This window comes from Acetobacter fabarum (assembly GCF_011516925.1).
Lineage (GTDB): Bacteria > Pseudomonadota > Alphaproteobacteria > Acetobacterales > Acetobacteraceae > Acetobacter > Acetobacter fabarum.
This window is the reverse complement of record NZ_WOTG01000002.1, coordinates 120,408-135,815: the sequence shown is the minus strand read 5'-3', so window position 1 is coordinate 135,815 and position 15,408 is coordinate 120,408. Positions and strand designations below refer to the sequence as shown.

Annotated in this window: 12 protein-coding genes; 8 read left to right on the top strand and 4 right to left on the bottom strand. The window is 61.8% G+C overall.

Annotated features, from left to right (window positions below; all coding sequences use genetic code 11):
• Positions 1-12: 12 nt before the first annotated feature.
• Positions 13-1,011: a class II fructose-bisphosphatase gene (glpX, locus tag GOB83_RS03675; protein ID WP_086646619.1), complete on the top strand. Its 999-nt coding sequence runs from the start codon at positions 13-15 to the stop codon at positions 1,009-1,011.
• An 18-nt stretch (positions 1,012-1,029) separates the two neighbouring features.
• A complete protein-coding gene (gene recJ / locus GOB83_RS03670) occupies positions 1,030-2,865 on the top strand; it encodes a single-stranded-DNA-specific exonuclease RecJ (protein WP_165925274.1) in 1,836 nt (611 codons plus the stop codon).
• 30 nt (positions 2,866-2,895) lie between these two features.
• Here recJ and rpoH read toward each other — a convergent pair whose 3' ends face one another.
• Both rpoH and GOB83_RS03660 read right to left on the bottom strand, forming a co-directional pair.
• Positions 2,896-3,780, bottom strand: a complete 885-nt coding sequence (rpoH, locus tag GOB83_RS03665) for an RNA polymerase sigma factor RpoH (RefSeq protein ID WP_086646617.1) — start codon at positions 3,778-3,780, stop codon at positions 2,896-2,898.
• A 319-nt stretch (positions 3,781-4,099) separates the two neighbouring features.
• Positions 4,100-5,053, bottom strand: a complete 954-nt coding sequence (locus GOB83_RS03660) for an RluA family pseudouridine synthase (RefSeq protein ID WP_233129144.1) — start codon at positions 5,051-5,053, stop codon at positions 4,100-4,102.
• Positions 5,054-5,304: 251 nt separating this feature from the next.
• Between GOB83_RS03660 and GOB83_RS03655 the strand changes: the two genes are divergently transcribed.
• Both GOB83_RS03655 and GOB83_RS03650 read left to right on the top strand, forming a co-directional pair.
• Positions 5,305-6,354 carry a FecCD family ABC transporter permease gene (locus tag GOB83_RS03655; protein ID WP_165925273.1) on the top strand — a complete coding sequence of 350 codons (1,050 nt, stop codon included), beginning with the start codon at positions 5,305-5,307 and terminating at the stop codon, positions 6,352-6,354.
• Entirely contained in the window at positions 6,351-7,145 is a 795-nt protein-coding gene (locus GOB83_RS03650) for an ABC transporter ATP-binding protein (protein ID WP_165925272.1), read from the top strand. The genes GOB83_RS03655 and GOB83_RS03650 overlap by 4 nt, the downstream gene beginning before the upstream one ends.
• A gap of 6 nt (positions 7,146-7,151) precedes the next feature.
• Here GOB83_RS03650 and GOB83_RS03645 read toward each other — a convergent pair whose 3' ends face one another.
• Positions 7,152-8,618, bottom strand: coding sequence for a protein adenylyltransferase SelO (locus GOB83_RS03645; protein ID WP_165925472.1), 1,467 nt, complete (start codon positions 8,616-8,618; stop codon positions 7,152-7,154).
• Positions 8,619-8,882: 264 nt separating this feature from the next.
• Here GOB83_RS03645 and GOB83_RS03640 point away from each other — a divergent pair, with 264 nt between their 5' ends.
• From GOB83_RS03640 to GOB83_RS03625, 4 genes are all read left to right on the top strand, one after another.
• Positions 8,883-9,986 carry a branched-chain amino acid aminotransferase gene (locus GOB83_RS03640; RefSeq protein WP_165925271.1) on the top strand — a complete coding sequence of 368 codons (1,104 nt, stop codon included), beginning with the start codon at positions 8,883-8,885 and terminating at the stop codon, positions 9,984-9,986.
• Between the two features lie 158 nt (positions 9,987-10,144).
• Positions 10,145-12,961 (top strand): DNA polymerase I, encoded by a 2,817-nt coding sequence (gene polA / locus GOB83_RS03635; protein ID WP_165925270.1) that lies wholly within the window; start codon positions 10,145-10,147, stop codon positions 12,959-12,961.
• A gap of 3 nt (positions 12,962-12,964) precedes the next feature.
• A complete protein-coding gene (locus GOB83_RS03630; RefSeq protein WP_086646611.1) occupies positions 12,965-13,588 on the top strand; it encodes an SCO family protein in 624 nt (207 codons plus the stop codon).
• A 58-nt stretch (positions 13,589-13,646) separates the two neighbouring features.
• Positions 13,647-14,414: a lysophospholipid acyltransferase family protein gene (locus GOB83_RS03625; RefSeq protein WP_165925269.1), complete on the top strand. Its 768-nt coding sequence runs from the start codon at positions 13,647-13,649 to the stop codon at positions 14,412-14,414.
• Between the two features lie 6 nt (positions 14,415-14,420).
• Here GOB83_RS03625 and ppk2 read toward each other — a convergent pair whose 3' ends face one another.
• On the bottom strand, positions 14,421-15,338 hold the full coding sequence (ppk2, locus tag GOB83_RS03620; RefSeq protein WP_086646680.1) for a polyphosphate kinase 2: 918 nt from the start codon (positions 15,336-15,338) through the stop codon (positions 14,421-14,423).
• Positions 15,339-15,408 lie beyond the last annotated feature (70 nt).

Below are 15,408 nucleotides of genomic sequence, written 5' to 3'. Positions count from 1 at the left end.
TCCCGCTTTCTCATGTCTGATTCCATTGGCCCCTCTCCCTTCGTTGTTTCCGACCGCAATCTGGCTCTTGAGCTGGTGCGCGTGACCGAAGCGGCGGCCCTTGCCTCTGCCCGCTGGACGGGCCGCGGCCGTAAGAACGATGCAGACGGTGCCGCGGTGGAAGCCATGCGCATTGCCTTTGACACCGTGGCCATTGATGGCACCGTGGTCATTGGTGAGGGCGAAATGGACGAAGCGCCCATGCTCTATATTGGCGAGAAAGTGGGCTCCGGCGGCCCGGCCATGGATATTGCCGTGGACCCGCTGGAAGGCACCAACCTGTGCGCAAAGGACATGCCAAACGCCATTACGGTGGTGGCACTGGCCGAACGCGGCAACTTCCTGCACGCACCCGATGTGTACATGGACAAGATTGTGGTTGGCCCCAACCTGCCCGCAGGTGTGGTGGACCTTGAAAACACGATTGAAACCAACCTGAAGAACCTTGCCAAAGCCAAAGGCAAAAGCGTGCAGGACCTGCTGCTATGCACGCTCGACCGCGAACGGCACGAGGAAATGATTGCCCGCGCCCGTGCAGCCGGTGCCCGCGTGCGCCTGCTGAGCGATGGCGACGTAGCCGGTGGCATTGCTGCCTGCCTTGATAGCAGTCAGGTCGATATTTACGTCGGCTCCGGTGGTGCGCCCGAAGGGGTGCTGACCGCCGCCGCCGTGCGCTGCGTGGAAGGCCAGATGCAGGGACGCCTGCTGTTTGAAGATAACGCCCAGCGCGAACGCGCCCAGAAGATGAACCCCGGCAAAAACCCCGACCGCAAGCTGGACCTGCATGATATGGCAGCAGGCTCGGTGCTGTTCTCGGCCACTGGGGTCACCACCGGGGCGCTGCTGCGCGGCGTGCGGCAGTACCCGCATCAGGCGGTGACGCACTCGCTGGTCATGCGTTCCAAATCTGGCACGTCCCGCTTTATTGAAGGGCACCACAACTTCAAAACCAAAACATGGACGCCACAATAACAGGCGTTTTTTAACCCCATGCTCTCGACCGCATCACCAGAGGGGGCGCACGCCCCCACCCCAGCCGCAACACCAGCCGTGCTCAATGTGGAGCACAGCGTGAACGCACGACGCTGGTCCTGGCGGGAGGGAGCAGACAACCCGACCACCAACCGGCTGGGGGCCGCACTGGCCCAGCAGCTTGGCATACCCGAAATTGTAGGCCGCCTGCTGGCCATGCGCGGGGTCAGCCCCGAGCATGCACCGCATTTTCTGGCCCCCACCCTGCGCGCCCTTATGCCCGACCCGTCCTGCCTGATGGATATGGACAAAGCCGCCGCCCGCATGGCACAGGCTGTACAGGCGGGGGAAACCATAGGTATTTTTGGCGATTATGACGTGGACGGCGCATGCGCCAGTGCCGTGCTGGCCGCTTTTTTTGAACAGCTTGGCTGCTCCGTTCTCACCCATATTCCCGACCGCATGACCGAAGGGTATGGCCCCAACCTGCCAGCACTTGAGGCACTGGTGGCTCAGGGCGCCAAACTGCTGGTTTGTGTGGACTGTGGCACAGCCTCCGCCGATATTCTGAACCAGCTTGCAGGCAAGGCCGATGTGGTGGTGCTGGACCACCACAAGTCGGAAGATGCCCTGCCAGCCATTCTGGCCACGGTTAACCCCAACCGGGCGGACTGCTCATCGGGTCTTGGGCATATCTGCGCTGCAGCACTGAGTTTTCTGGCCACTGTTGCGACCAGACGCACCCTGCGCGAGAACGGTTTTTTTAACGCAAGCCATCCCCAGCCCGACCTGCGCCCCCTGCTGGACCTTGTTGCACTGGCCACGGTGTGTGACGTCATGCCCCTGCAAGGGGTCAACCGCCTGTTTGTGGCCGAGGGGCTAAAGGTTATGGCGACCCGGCAGCGTATAGGGGTTGCCGCCCTGCTTGAAATTGCAGGTGTCAGCAAAGCGCCTGATGCGTTTTCGTGCGGGTTTGCGCTGGGACCGCGCATTAATGCGGGCGGACGCATAGCCGAAGCCGCACTTGGCCTGCGCCTGCTCCGCTGCCCGGATGTGCATGAAGCAAAGCAGATGGCCGAGCGGTTGGATGCCGTCAACCGACGCAGGCAGGATGTGGAAGCCGATATTCTGGACCGCGCCATGGAGCAGGCAGCAGAACAGAAGGACGCTGGTCACGGCGTTATTCTGCTCGCGGGCAAGGACTGGCACCCCGGTGTCGTGGGGATTGTGGCAGGGCGCATAAAAGAACGCTTCAACCGCCCCGCCCTTGTTGGCGCGCAGCAGGAGGACGGGAGCATAAAAGGCTCTGGCCGCTCGGTTGCCGGGCTGGACCTTGGTACGGTCATTATTGCCGCACGTCAGGCCGGGCTGCTTAAAACAGGTGGTGGGCACGCCATGGCTGCGGGTTTTTCGCTCCATGCAGACAAGCTGGCGGAGTTCCACTCTTTTCTCGATACCCGTCTGCCACAGGCGGCGGAACTGCCGCCCACCGTGGACCTGACCATAGATGCCGTTGTGGCCGTAACCGGGGCCACGGCAGAACTGGCGACCGACATGGCAGCTCTGGCCCCCTTTGGCGCAGGCAACCCCGAACCACTTATTGCCCTGCCCAATGTGCATATTGTACGCACTGACCGCATAGGGCGGGACAGCAACACCCTGCGGGTGCTGATCCGCGCCAGCAATGGCAGCAGGCTCAAGGCACTTCTGTTCAAGGCGGATAACAACCCGCTCGCTGTTGTGTTGGAAGATGCAACCCGCCCCGCCCTGCATCTGGCAGGTTACCTGCGGGCAGAAAGCTGGAACGGGCGCACAGACGCCACTTTTTTTGTGCAGGACGTAGCCCGAGCCTGAACGGCCCTACCCTGTGCAGGCACAGGGGGCTTATTCCCCCTGTGCGGCGTTGCGGCGGGCTGCGACTTCCTTCTTCATGGCTTCCTGCACTTTTTCAAACGCGCGCACTTCAATCTGGCGCACCCGCTCGCGGGAAATGCCGTAGTCGTGGGCGAGTTCTTCCAGCGTTGCCGGGTCATCCTTGAGGCGACGTTCGGTGAAAATGCGGCGTTCACGCTCGTTCAGGGTTTCGAGTGCTGTAGCAAGCAGGGCCTTGCGACCCGACATTTCCTCGTTTTCGGCGTAAACCTCTTCTTGGTTCACCTGATCGTCCACCAGACGGTCCTGCCATTCGCTTTCCAAGTCCGTTTTAAGCGGGGCGTTCAGGCTGTGGTCAGGTGCAGCCATGCGGCGGTTCATGTCCACCACATCCTGCTCGGACACACCAAGAGTTGTGGCGATCTTGTTGACCTGTTCGGGCTGAAGGTCACCATCATCAATCGCCTGCATCTGCCCTTTAAGGCGGCGCAGGTTGAAGAACAGTTTTTTCTGGGCTGCCGTTGTGCCCATTTTGACCAAAGACCAGCTATGCAGGATGTACTCCTGAATGGCAGCGCGGATCCACCACATGGCGTAAGTGGCCAGCCGGAAGCCTTTTTCGGGGTCAAAGCGGCGCACGGCCTGCATCATCCCCACATTGCCTTCGCTGATCAGTTCATTGATCGGCAGACCATAACCCCGGTAGCCCATGGCAATTTTGGCAACCAGACGCAGGTGGGATGTCACCAGCCGGTGGGCTGCCTTGACATCTCCCTTATCGCGCCATTTGCGTGAAAGGGTGAGTTCTTCTTCTGGCGTGAGCAGGGGATACTTACGAATTTCCTGAAGGTACCTTGAAAGATTGCCTTCAGGCCCAACATCAATGACGGAAGCCATGATTTGAGTACTCCTTCCTGAGATGGAAACTCCCACGGATGCGTTTGGTTCCTGTTCCGTTAACAGGCGCATCCAGACTTGCAGCGGCGAGTCCCATTACCCGATGGAAAACTAGACGGCCCTTGCATCTACCCTCGGCATGAGCAGCAGAGACCAAAGGCCCCTTCCCGCTTTACGGAAAAGTGAGCGGTATGGACCAAGAGGGTGCGCCTGAAAAATGCACCCTGTCAAGAAAACAGGTGCGGATGGTAGCAAAACTGCCACAGTTAGTGGACCGTAGCGGTCCCCTTTAATGCGGACTCGGAGCAGGCCTGCGCCGTTACGAGTCGCTCAGGGCCTGTTCCAGTTCCTGCATGTCGGGCGGCATTGGGGTTTCAAACAGCAGGTTTTCGCCCGTTCTGGGGTGGGTAAAGCCCAGCCGCGCCGCATGGAGCGCCTGACGGGGGAAGTCCAGCCCAGCCCCTTTGCCCACCGGGGACAGACCACGGGCCGCAGCAGGCACGCGCCGCAGGTAGAGCGGGTCCCCCATAAGCGGGTGGCCATTGGCCGAAAAATGCACCCGGATCTGGTGCGTGCGGCCCGTTGCCAGTTTGCACGCAACAAGGGCGGCCGAAGCACTGAACACCTTGAGCGTGCGGTAATGGGTCAAGGCCCATTTGCCACCATGGGTAACCAGCGCCATGCGTTTGCGGTCCCGCTTGTCGCGGCCTATTGCGCCTTCATAATCCCCCTCCGCAGGGGTAGGCACACCCCAGCAGAACGCCAGATAGGCACGGTCTATGCGGCGGGCGGCAAAATCATCCGAGAGCGCCAGATGCGCTTTTTCCGTTTTGGCAACCACCATAACGCCCGACGTATCCTTATCCAGCCGGTGCACAATGCCGGGGCGGCGCTCCCCGCCAATGCCCTTAAGGCTATTGCCGCAATGGGCGATCAGGCCGTTGACCAGCGTACCCGTCTCGTTCCCCGGTGCGGGGTGGACCACCAGCCCCGCGGGCTTGTCCAGCACAATCAGGTCATCATCTTCATACAGGATGTTAAAATCCATGGCTTCGCCCTGCGGGGTGGCAGGGGCTGCGGCAGGCAGGTCCAGCACCACCACCATTCCGGCCCGGACCGGCGTGGCGGGTTCACGCAACACCACACCATTGCACAGGAGGTTCCCGCCCTCGATCAGCCCTTTGATGCGTGAGCGCGAAGGGGCTCCGGGGCAGTTGGACAAAAACCGGTCCACCCGCTCGCCCGCCTGTGCGGCATCCACCGTAAAGGCCAGTGTGGTGCCGTGGGTAGGGGCAAGGCCGGGCGCGGCTTCGCCTTGAGGGGGAACTGTATGTGCCAAACCCGTTTGTCTCATTCACGCTTATGGGGTGGAATTGCGCGTACAAAGCCTGCTTGCAGGCTGTGCGTCAAGCCGCAGGGTGTAAACCACCAGCCCAGCCTGCCGCGTGGCCTGCACGTCTTTTGGTGTGCCCGTACACCATGCCCCCTTGCCCTGCGCCATATACGGCAGGATAGTGTGCGGGCATGACCCACCACCCCACCATTGCCCGCACCTACCAGACCGCCCTGCGCCACCGCAGCCTTGTGCTGGCCGGGCTTTTGGGTGCGCTGGCCCTGTCTGTCCTGCTGGATTGCGCGGTGGGGCCTGCCGAACTTTCCCCCACAACCATGCTGCGTGCTGTTTTTGACCCTGCCGGAGTAGATGAGCAGACAAGCCTGATTGTCTGGCAGATCCGCCTGCCTTACGCACTTATGGCGGCCTGCGTGGGGGCTGCACTGGGGCTGGCAGGGGCGGAAATGCAGACAATTCTGGCCAACCCGCTGGCCAGCCCGTTTACGCTGGGCCTGTCCGCCGCCGGGGCGTTTGGCGCGTCCCTTGCCATTGTGCTGGGCTGGCACGTAGCTCATGTGCCCGACATGTGGCTGACTGCGGGGAGCGCCTTTGTCTGTGCGGCCCTGTCTGTATGGATTCTGGACATGCTGGTGCGGCTGCGTCAGGGCGGGACGGGCACGGTTATCCTGTGCGGAGTGGCACTTGTGTTTTCGTTTCAGGCATTGGTTGCCCTCATGCAGTTTGTGGCAAACGAGGACGCCCTGCAAAATCTGGTGTTCTGGACCCTTGGTAGCCTGACCCGCGCAACATGGGGCACGCTGGGCCTGCTGGCCGGGGCTCTGGCCTGTATCCTGCCATTTTCGCTCCGGGCGGCATGGCCGCTTACCACCCTGCGTATGGGGGAGGACCGGGCTGCAAGCCTTGGGGTGGATGTGCCACGCCTGCGCCGTGCGGCCCTGCTGCGCATAAGCCTTTTATGCGCGCTGGCCGTAGCCTTTGTGGGGGTTATTGGCTTTATCGGGCTGGTGGCCCCCCATATTGCCCGCCGGCTTGTGGGGGAGGACCACCGCTTTTACCTGCCTGCCAGCCTGTTGAGCGGGGCGTTTATTCTCTCCCTCGCAGCCCTTGTCGCGCGGGTGCTGGTGCCCGGCGTTGTGGTGCCAACAGGTATTGTGACCGCTCTGGTGGGCATACCGTTTTTTCTGGTTATTGTGCTGCGCCGTGGGGAAGAGTTGCCATGACGCCCCCCGTGCCAGCCGGGCTGACGCTGCATAACCTGACTGTGCGGTACGGGCGCAAATCCGTAATCTCCGAACTGGATGCAGGGCCGTTCCCCCACGGGGCGGTCTGTGCCGTTCTGGGCCCCAATGGCAGCGGCAAATCCACCCTGCTGCGCGCCACTGGGGGGCTGCTGCACGCCACAGGCACACTCATGCTGGATGGGGTGGACCTTACCCCCCTGCCACGGGCCCAACGGGCGCAGCACTGCCTGTACCTGCCCCAGACCCTGCCAGAGCCCGTGCGCCTGAGCGTGCTGGATGCCATGCTGGCCGCCCGCCACGCCACAGGCAGGCAGGGCAACACCAGCACGGCAGCGGACATAGACGCCGCCATGGCCTGTCTGGCCGATGTGGGCATTGCCCACCTTGCCACGCAAAGCCTGCATGCACTCTCCGGCGGGCAGCGCCAGCTTGCAGGGCTGGCACAGGCCCTTGGCCGCAAACCCCGCGCCCTGCTGCTGGATGAACCCCTGAGCGCGCTTGACCCGTACTACCAGCAGACCGTTATGGCCCTGATCCGGCGTGAGACCGTACAGCGCAATCTGGTCACGCTAATGGTGCTGCATGACCTGAACATCGCACTCAATCAGTGCGATCTGGCATGCCTTTTGCACAATGGCCATATTCTGGCCTACGGCCCCCCGGCGGAAGTTTTAACCCCCGAGCACCTGCGCACCGTGTACCGTATTGAGGCACGGGTAGATACCGGGCGGGACGGGCAACGCTTCATCAGCACCACAGGTGTGGTGTAACGCTCCTTAGGTGCCACAATAGGTATAGGGTACCACCTCGTCAGGTGTGGGGGGGACTGTGTAGCTTCCCATGCCCGGCTGCTCCACATAAGGGGTGGCCAGCACGCTCAGCATTTCCCGGAACGGTGTGTAATCGTGCTGTTTTACGGCGGCCTGAATCATGGCCTCCACCTTGTGGTTACGTGGAATATAGCACGGGTTGACCTGCTGCATGGCGCTGGCACGGGCGGCATAGTCCGCACTCCCCTGCCGCGCCACACGAGCACGCCAGCGGGCCAGCCACGGGCTGGTACTGGCAGGCAACCCAGCCGGCAGGCCGGGGCCGCGCAAAGCCTCTTCATGACTGAGAGCGCGGAAGGTGTTGGTCATGTCCATCTTTTCCGCCTCCATATGGTCCAGCAGGGTTTTGAACAGGGTTTCATCCCCCTCATCCTCCCCCACCAGCCCCAGCTTTGCGCGCATGCCAGCAAAATAGGCTGCATGAAAATGCGGATGGAACGCCCCAAGTGCTTGCTGGGCCAGACTGATGGCCTGCCCGTCCTCCTCCGCCAGCAGGGGGAGCAGGGCCTCGGCAAAACGGGTCAGGTTCCACAGGGCTATGGTCGGCTGGTTGGTGTAGGCGTAACGGCCACGCTTATCTATGAAGCTGAACACGGTGGCCGGGTTGTAGGTGTCCATAAAGGCGCAGGGACCGTAATCTATGGTTTCCCCCGATATAGCCATGTTGTCGGTGTTCATGACCCCATGAATAAAGCCGACCAGCATCCACCGCGCCACAAGGGCCGCCTGCGCCGCCACCACGGCCTGTAGCAGCGCCACATAGGGCTGCGCGTCCTGTGCTGCCTGCGGGTAAAGCCGGGCAATGGCAAAATCGGCCAGCGCGCGCAAGGCGTGCCTGTCCTGCCGGGCGGCAAAGAACTGGAACGTACCAACGCGGATATGGCTGCGCGCCACACGGGCCACAATGGCACCGGGCAAGGGTGTTTCACGGTAAACGCGCTCCCCCGTTGCCACGGCGGCCAGCGCGCGGGTGGTGGGGATGCCAAGGGCGGCCATGCTCTCGCTCAGCAGGTATTCACGCAGGACAGGACCAAGGGCGGCCCGGCCATCCCCACTGCGGGAATAAGCCGTGGGGCCGGAGCCTTTGAGTGCAATTTCGCGCAGATGGCCGTTGCGGTCCTCAACCTCCCCCAAAAGCAGGGCACGGCCATCCCCCAGCTGGGGAGAAAAATGGCCAAACTGGTGCCCCGCATACACGGTTGCCAGCGGGTCCATGCCCTGTGGTATCTGGTTGCCTGCCAGCATGGCCAAGCCCTGTGGCCCGGCCAGCCATGCTGCATCCAGCCCCAGCTCTGCGGCCAGTGCCGTGTTCAGGGCAATCAGTTCAGGCCGGGCAACCGGGGTGGGCTGCGTGCGGGTATAAAAGCTGGAGGGCAGCGTTGCATAACCCTGCCGGATAGAAGAATGAGGCATTGTTACACCACCTTGCAAAAAAGCCTTGGCACTGTGGCGTGGGGCTTCCAGCCCTGCCGCAGCCGCACAACACACAGGAACGGACCACATACGCCATGGTTTGCACCTGTCTGGCACAGACACGGCGAACATGATAGGAAAGAGCCCAACCGGGCCACCGGCAGGCTGCCTTATGGCGTGCCTGAAGCAACAGAATAAACCCGTATATCGGAGCAACCAGGCCCCTGGTCCCCACACCAGCGCCGCGGAAAACGCGAGAACACCATGACCACCGTAGCCGACAACATTGCCTTCAAGATCACCCGCAAAACGGATGGCACCCCCGCCGCCGAGCGTGAAAGCCTGGTCGCCAACCCCGGTTTTGGCCGCGCTTTTACCGATCATATGGCTGTTGTTACCTATACGGAAGGCAGGGGCTGGCATTCGGCTGAAATTCTGCCCCGCCAGCCGCTCATGCTCGACCCCGCCGCCTCCGTGCTGCACTACGCGCAGGAAATCTTTGAAGGCATGAAGGCCTACCGCGCCCCCAATGACGGTGTGCAGCTCTTCCGCCCCGAAGCCAATGCCCGCCGGTTCCAAAAATCGGCCGAGCGCATGGCCATGGCGGAACTGCCTGAAGACCTGTTTTTGGAAGCGGTGACCCAGCTGGTCAAAATCGACCAGGACTGGGTGCCCGCACCCGAGGTGGGCACGCTTTACATCCGCCCCTTCATGATTGCGACGGAAGCAGCCCTTGGGGTCAAGCCTGCCTCCGAGTTCAAGTTCATTGTCATTGCCTGTGCTGCGGGGGAATACTTCTCCAAGGATGCCGGTCCGGTTTCGGTCTGGGTGGAAACGGAAACCGTGCGCGCCTCCCGCGGGGGCACGGGTACGGCCAAATGCGGCGGCAACTACGCCGCCAGCCTGACCGCACAGATGGAAGGCAAGCACCACGGCTGCCAGCAGGTTCTGTTTCTGGACGCGGAAGAACGCCGCTGGCTGGAAGAAATGGGCGGCATGAACGTGATGATGGTGTTTGAAGATGGCACCCTGCTGACCCCCCCGCTGGAAGGCGGCACCATTCTGCACGGCATTACGCGGGATAGCCTGCTGACACTGGCGCGCGATGCAGGCCTGACCGTAAAGGAAGAGCGCTACGCGCTTGACCAGCTTTTTGCCGATGCCAAATCCGGCAGGCTCAAGGAAGTGTTTGCCTGTGGCACGGCGGCTGTTGTGTCCCCCATCGGGGCATTCAAGAGCAAGACGGATAGCTGCACCATCAACAACAATCAGGTGGGTGATGTCACGGCAAAGCTGCGCCAAAAGCTGTGCGACATCCAGTTTGGCCGCGCGGCTGACCCACATAACTGGATCAGCACCGTAGCGTAAGGCCACCTCAGGGCACCCTGCTCAAACACCCCGGTCTCTGCCGGGGTGTTTTTGTCTATACCTCCGGCAGAGATGCTGGACAGACCGGCCCAAGCGGCATATCCCCAGAACATGCTTGCTTTTTTACCCGCCCTCCCCTGCACACGGTTCCCCCAGCCATGACCAACACGCCGCATCTGGTTCTTGTGGATGGCAGCGGCTTTATTTTCCGCGCTTTTCATGCCCTCCCCCCCATGACCAGCCCCGAAGGGGTGCCGGTCAATGCGGTGTACGGCTTTACCAACATGCTGGCCCGCCTGCTGCGCGACCATGTGGGCACGCATCTGGCCGTGCTGTTTGATGCAAGCCGCCAGACCTTCCGCTCCGACATTTACCCCCAATACAAAGCCCACCGCCCAGAACCGCCGGAAGACCTGCGCCCCCAGTTCAGCCTGATCCGGGATGCCACGCAGGCTTTTAACGTCCCCGGCATAGAACTGCCGGGCTGGGAGGCAGACGACCTGATTGCCTCTTACGCCGTGGCCGTACGCAAAATGGGGGGCACCTGCACCATTATTTCCTCCGACAAGGATCTGATGCAGCTTGTGGGGCAAGGCGTGTGCATGCTTGACCCCATCAAGCAGACCCCCATAGGCCCGGCGGAAGTGGAAACCAAGTTTGGTGTCCCGCCCGAAAAAGTGGTGGATGTGCAGGCCCTTATGGGCGACCCGACGGATAACGTGCCCGGCGTGCCCGGCATTGGCCCCAAAACGGCCTCGGCCCTGATTAACGAATTCGGTACGCTGGAAAACGTGCTGGCCAGCGCCCCGGATATGAAAAAATCCAAAAAGCGGGACATGCTGATCGAACATGCGCAGGCGGCCCGCCTCTCGCTCCAGCTGGTCACGCTGGCAACGGACGTGCCCCTGCCCGTACCGGTAGAGGAACTGGCCACGCGCGAGCCAGACAAGCTGGCACTGGCCGACTGGCTGGACAGCATGGGCTTCCGCTCCGTCATGTCCCGCATGGGTATGGGCAGCCCGGCTGGGGCACATGCCCACCGCGCGGCCCGTGCCTCCGCCCATGCCAGCGCAAACGGGCAGGACACCCCCAACCCGGCTCAGGCCGCACCAGCCCAATCCACTGGCCCCGCCGACCTGCTGAGCGCACCTTATGCGGAGTACGAAACCGTGCGTACCGCCGAGGCCCTGCAAAAATGGGTCAGCATGGCGCAGGAAGCAGGTGTATGCGCCGTGGATACGGAAACCGACGGGCTGGACCCGCTGGCTGCCAACATGCTCGGTTTTTCCCTTGCGACCGCACCCGGCAAAGCCTGTTACGTGCCCGTACGGCACGAGGGCACGCTGGAAGCCCTGACCGGCGAACAGCTTGACGCCACACAGGCACTGGAGCTGTTACGTCCGCTACTGGAGGACAAAAGTGTTCTCAAAGTCTTCCAGAACGCCAAGTTCGACCTGCTGGTACTGGACCACGCAGGCATAGACCACACCAGCATTGCGCCGGTGGATGACACAATGCTGATCTCCTACAGCCAGTCTGCCGGGCTGCATGGGCAGGGCATGGATGAGTTGTCTGCCCTACACCTCAACCACACGCCCATAACGTATGACAGCGTAACCGGCACGGGCCGCAACCGTATTCCCTTTGCCAAGGTACCGGTGGAAAAAGCCACCACCTACGCTGCCGAGGATGCAGACGTAACCCTGCGCCTGTGGCATGTGCTGCACCCCACCTTGCGCACCAACAAGGCTCTGGCTCTGTACGAGCAGGTGGAGCGCCCTCTGGTACAGGTGCTTGCCACCATGGAAAAAAACGGCATTGCAGTGGACCGCGCGGAACTGACCCGCCTTTCCGCCGATTTTGAAAGCCGCATGAAAAACATGGAACAGGGCATTTACGCCGCGGCTGGCCGGGAGTTCAACATTGCCTCTCCCCGCCAGCTTGGTGAAATCCTGTTTGATGAAATGGGACTCAAGGGCGGCAAACGCGGCAAGGCCGGGGCGTGGAGTACGGATTCCTCCGTATTGCAGGACCTCGCCGATCAGGGCCACGACCTGCCGGTACGCGTGCTGGAATGGCGGCAGCTTGCCAAGCTCAAATCCACCTATACGGATGCCCTGCTCAAGCTGACCAGCAAGGAAAGCCGGGTCCATACCTCGTTCCAGATGGCCATTACCACCACGGGCCGCCTGTCCTCCTCCGACCCGAACCTCCAGAACATTCCTGTCCGCACGGAGGAAGGTACGCGCATCCGTCAGGCATTTGTGGCCCCGGCAGGGCGCAAGCTGATCTCGGCCGACTATTCCCAGATCGAGCTGCGGCTGCTGGCCGATGTGGCCAACATTCCCACCCTGCGTGAAGCCTTTGAGCTGGGGCAGGACATTCACGCCCGCACAGCCTCCGAGGTGTTCAACATCCCGCTCGAAGGCATGGACGCCCTGACCCGCCGCCGCGCCAAGGCCATTAACTTTGGGATTATTTACGGCATTTCCGCCTTTGGGCTGGGCAAGCAGCTTGGTATTCCTGCAGGGGAGGCCAAAAGCTACATAGATGCCTATTTTGCCCGTTACCCCGGCATCCGGGATTACATGGAGCAGGTCAAGGCCGAAGCCCGCGCCAACGGCTATGTCATGACCCCGTTTGGCAGGCGCTGCTATGTACCGGGCATTCATGAGAAAAGTGCCGTTCGCCGCCAGTATGCGGAGCGGCAGGCCATTAACGCCCCCCTTCAGGGTGGTGCTGCGGACATTATCAAACGCGCCATGGTGCGCCTGCCCGAAGCCCTGAAGGCCACAGGGCTGGACAGCGCACGCATGCTGCTACAGGTCCATGACGAACTGCTGTTTGAAGTGGATGCAGAACAGGCCAGTGCCGTGGCACAAAAAGCCAAGGCCATTATGGAAGCAGCAGCACAGCTCAAAGTGCCGCTGGTGGTAGAAACAGGCATTGCCCAGAACTGGGCGGAGGCACACTAACCCATGACACCAGCAGGAAAACGCATTACCCTGATCAGTGTGGGTATTCTGGCTCTTGCCGGGGTGGGCAGCTTGCTGGCCACCGAGCTGGCACTCAAGCACAGCATTACCCTTAACTCCTACGGCAACCCCGTTGGGGGCTCCTTCCGCCTGATGGACGCCACAACCGGCACCATGACGGACAAGAGCTTTCAGGGCCGGTGGATGCTGGTGCTGTTCGGGGCAACCCATTGCGGGCAGGACGCATGCACCCCTGCCCTACAGGCCATGTCTGCCGCCATGGATGAGGTTGATCCGGGCAAACGCAAGATGGTTATTATTTTTGTCAGTCTGGACCCCGACCGGGATGACGCCCAGCGCCTGCGCCAGTACGGCGAGACCATAAGCCCCCGCGTGGTGGCTGGCACGGCAGCCCCCTTTGCTCTGGCTGATCTGGCCAAGGAATACCATGCACCGGTTGAAAAAATGACTGACCCGGAATGGGATTACGCCATGCGCATGTCCCCCCAGTTTGTGGTTATGGACCCGCAGACGCGCTACCGGGGCACCATAGATGCACAGGCTGACAAAGCCAGTATGGCCGCAAGCCTGCGCCAGATCATGGCGGCGGATGCTCCCGCCCCCTGATCAGGCTCCCCCGCCTTAACTTCTGTTATGTGTTCCTGCAGGTCTGTTCCGTAGCCCCATGCCGCTATCCCCCCCCTCCGCCATAAGTGCCTCGGCGCGCTTTTATACCTCCCTGCTGGTAACGGGAGGGGTTTTTGTGGTGCTGGATGCAGGGGCATTTGTGCTGCGCCATACCATGCCCGAGGGCGCACGCCGCAGGCGTGTGGCCCGGCGCTGGCTGTGCACCATGGCCAAGGTGGCCGTACGCTACCTACATGCCGCCGGTATTCTGGACTGTGACATGGCGGAACTGGCAGCCATTGCCCAGCGCCGGAACCTTGTGCTGGTTGCCAACCACCCCTCCCGGCTGGACTGCCTGCTGCTGGCCGCAGCCCTGCCGCATATGGTGTGCGTGACCAAAGCCTCCATATGGGAGCGAGGCGTGCTGGGCAGCACCCTGCGCACCGCAGGCTATGTGCGACACGATACGCTGCTCAGGATTATTGGCCCGGCATCCCAGGCATTGCATGAGGACTGCCAGCTTCTGCTGTTCCCCGAAGGAACACGCTCCCGCGCAGGAGCCGAACCCGGCCCGGTGCAGCCCGGCTTTGCCGCCATTGCCCAGCGCACACGCTCGGACGTGCAGGTGGTGCTGATAGAAACACCATCACCCTATCTGTCACAGGGCTGGCCGTTTTTAAAACGCCCTCCCCTGCCCATGCGCTACGGTATAAAGCTTGGACCGCATTTTGCCGCCCCCAAACGGGACGAGGCCAGCGGGCGGGCCCTGATTGAAGCCGTGGACAACTGCTTCAGGTCCTCCCCGCAGGGCGGGGAGGGTTTTTGAACACACCTAGTAGATTTCTGGAACAATCATGTTTTCAGGCGTAGGCAGGCGTTCATAGTCCGCATGATGCACACGCGGGGGCAGATCCACCTCGGGATGTGACACAGGCTGGTAAGGCACCTGTGCCAGAAGATGGTTGATGCAGTTCAGCCGTGCGCGCTTTTTATCCACCGCCTGCACAACCCACCATGGGGCCTCGGCAATGCTGGAGCGCTCGAGCATGGTTTCCTTGGCTTTGGTATAGGATTCCCACCGGCGGCGGCTCTCCAGATCCATCGGGCTGAGCTTCCACTGCTTAAGCGGGTCTTCTATTCTGGCACGGAAGCGGGCTTCCTGCTCATCATCCGTGATGGAGAACCAGTATTTGACAAGCTGGATGCCACTGCGCACCAGCATGCGCTCAAACTCTGGCACGGAGCGGAAGAACTCCTCGTATTCCTCATCCGAGCAGAACCCCATGACCCGTTCCACACCAGCGCGGTTGTACCAGCTACGGTCAAACAGAACGATCTCACCCGCGGCGGGAAGCTGAGCTACGTAACGCTGGAAGTACCACTGTGTTTTTTCGCGGTCTGTGGGGGCGGGCAGCGCGGCCACACGGCAGATGCGCGGGTTGAGCCGCTGGGTAATGCGCTTGATCGCCCCCCCCTTGCCTGCGGCATCGCGCCCTTCAAACAGCACCACCAGACGGTGGCCTGTTTCCTTCACCCAGTCCTGCAAACGCACCAGTTCGCCCTGCAGGCGGACCAGCTCGCTAAAATAGGTATGGCGGAAGCTGCGGTCAGACACGGAGGCCTCCCCCCCCAGCCCCTCTTCCTGCAATTCGAGTTCGATCTCTTCATCCAGATCGTCAATGATCTCCTGCCGGATACGCTCGCGTTCACGCTCGGCGGCAGAAAGGCTGTTCACATTGGCATCAGACATGATCTTGCCTTTGCTGTTTGGCAGAAACAGTGTCTGGCGTGGTGCATGACCACGCCAGAGCGGAGGTTTT

Excerpts from the sequence above, each read along its gene's own strand:
- glpX (WP_086646619.1), top strand. The coding sequence starts at position 13 with ATGTCTGATTCCATTGGCCCCTCTCCCTTCGTTGTTTCCGACCGCAAT.
- recJ (WP_165925274.1), top strand. The coding sequence starts at position 1,030 with ATGCTCTCGACCGCATCACCAGAGGGGGCGCACGCCCCCACCCCAGCC.
- rpoH (WP_086646617.1), bottom strand. The coding sequence starts at position 3,780 with ATGGCTTCCGTCATTGATGTTGGGCCTGAAGGCAATCTTTCAAGGTAC.
- GOB83_RS03655 (WP_165925273.1), top strand. The coding sequence starts at position 5,305 with ATGACCCACCACCCCACCATTGCCCGCACCTACCAGACCGCCCTGCGC.
- GOB83_RS03650 (WP_165925272.1), top strand. The coding sequence starts at position 6,351 with ATGACGCCCCCCGTGCCAGCCGGGCTGACGCTGCATAACCTGACTGTG.
- GOB83_RS03645 (WP_165925472.1), bottom strand. The coding sequence starts at position 8,618 with ATGCCTCATTCTTCTATCCGGCAGGGTTATGCAACGCTGCCCTCCAGC.
- GOB83_RS03640 (WP_165925271.1), top strand. The coding sequence starts at position 8,883 with ATGACCACCGTAGCCGACAACATTGCCTTCAAGATCACCCGCAAAACG.
- polA (WP_165925270.1), top strand. The coding sequence starts at position 10,145 with ATGACCAACACGCCGCATCTGGTTCTTGTGGATGGCAGCGGCTTTATT.
- GOB83_RS03630 (WP_086646611.1), top strand. The coding sequence starts at position 12,965 with ATGACACCAGCAGGAAAACGCATTACCCTGATCAGTGTGGGTATTCTG.
- GOB83_RS03625 (WP_165925269.1), top strand. The coding sequence starts at position 13,647 with ATGCCGCTATCCCCCCCCTCCGCCATAAGTGCCTCGGCGCGCTTTTAT.
- ppk2 (WP_086646680.1), bottom strand. The coding sequence starts at position 15,338 with ATGTCTGATGCCAATGTGAACAGCCTTTCTGCCGCCGAGCGTGAACGC.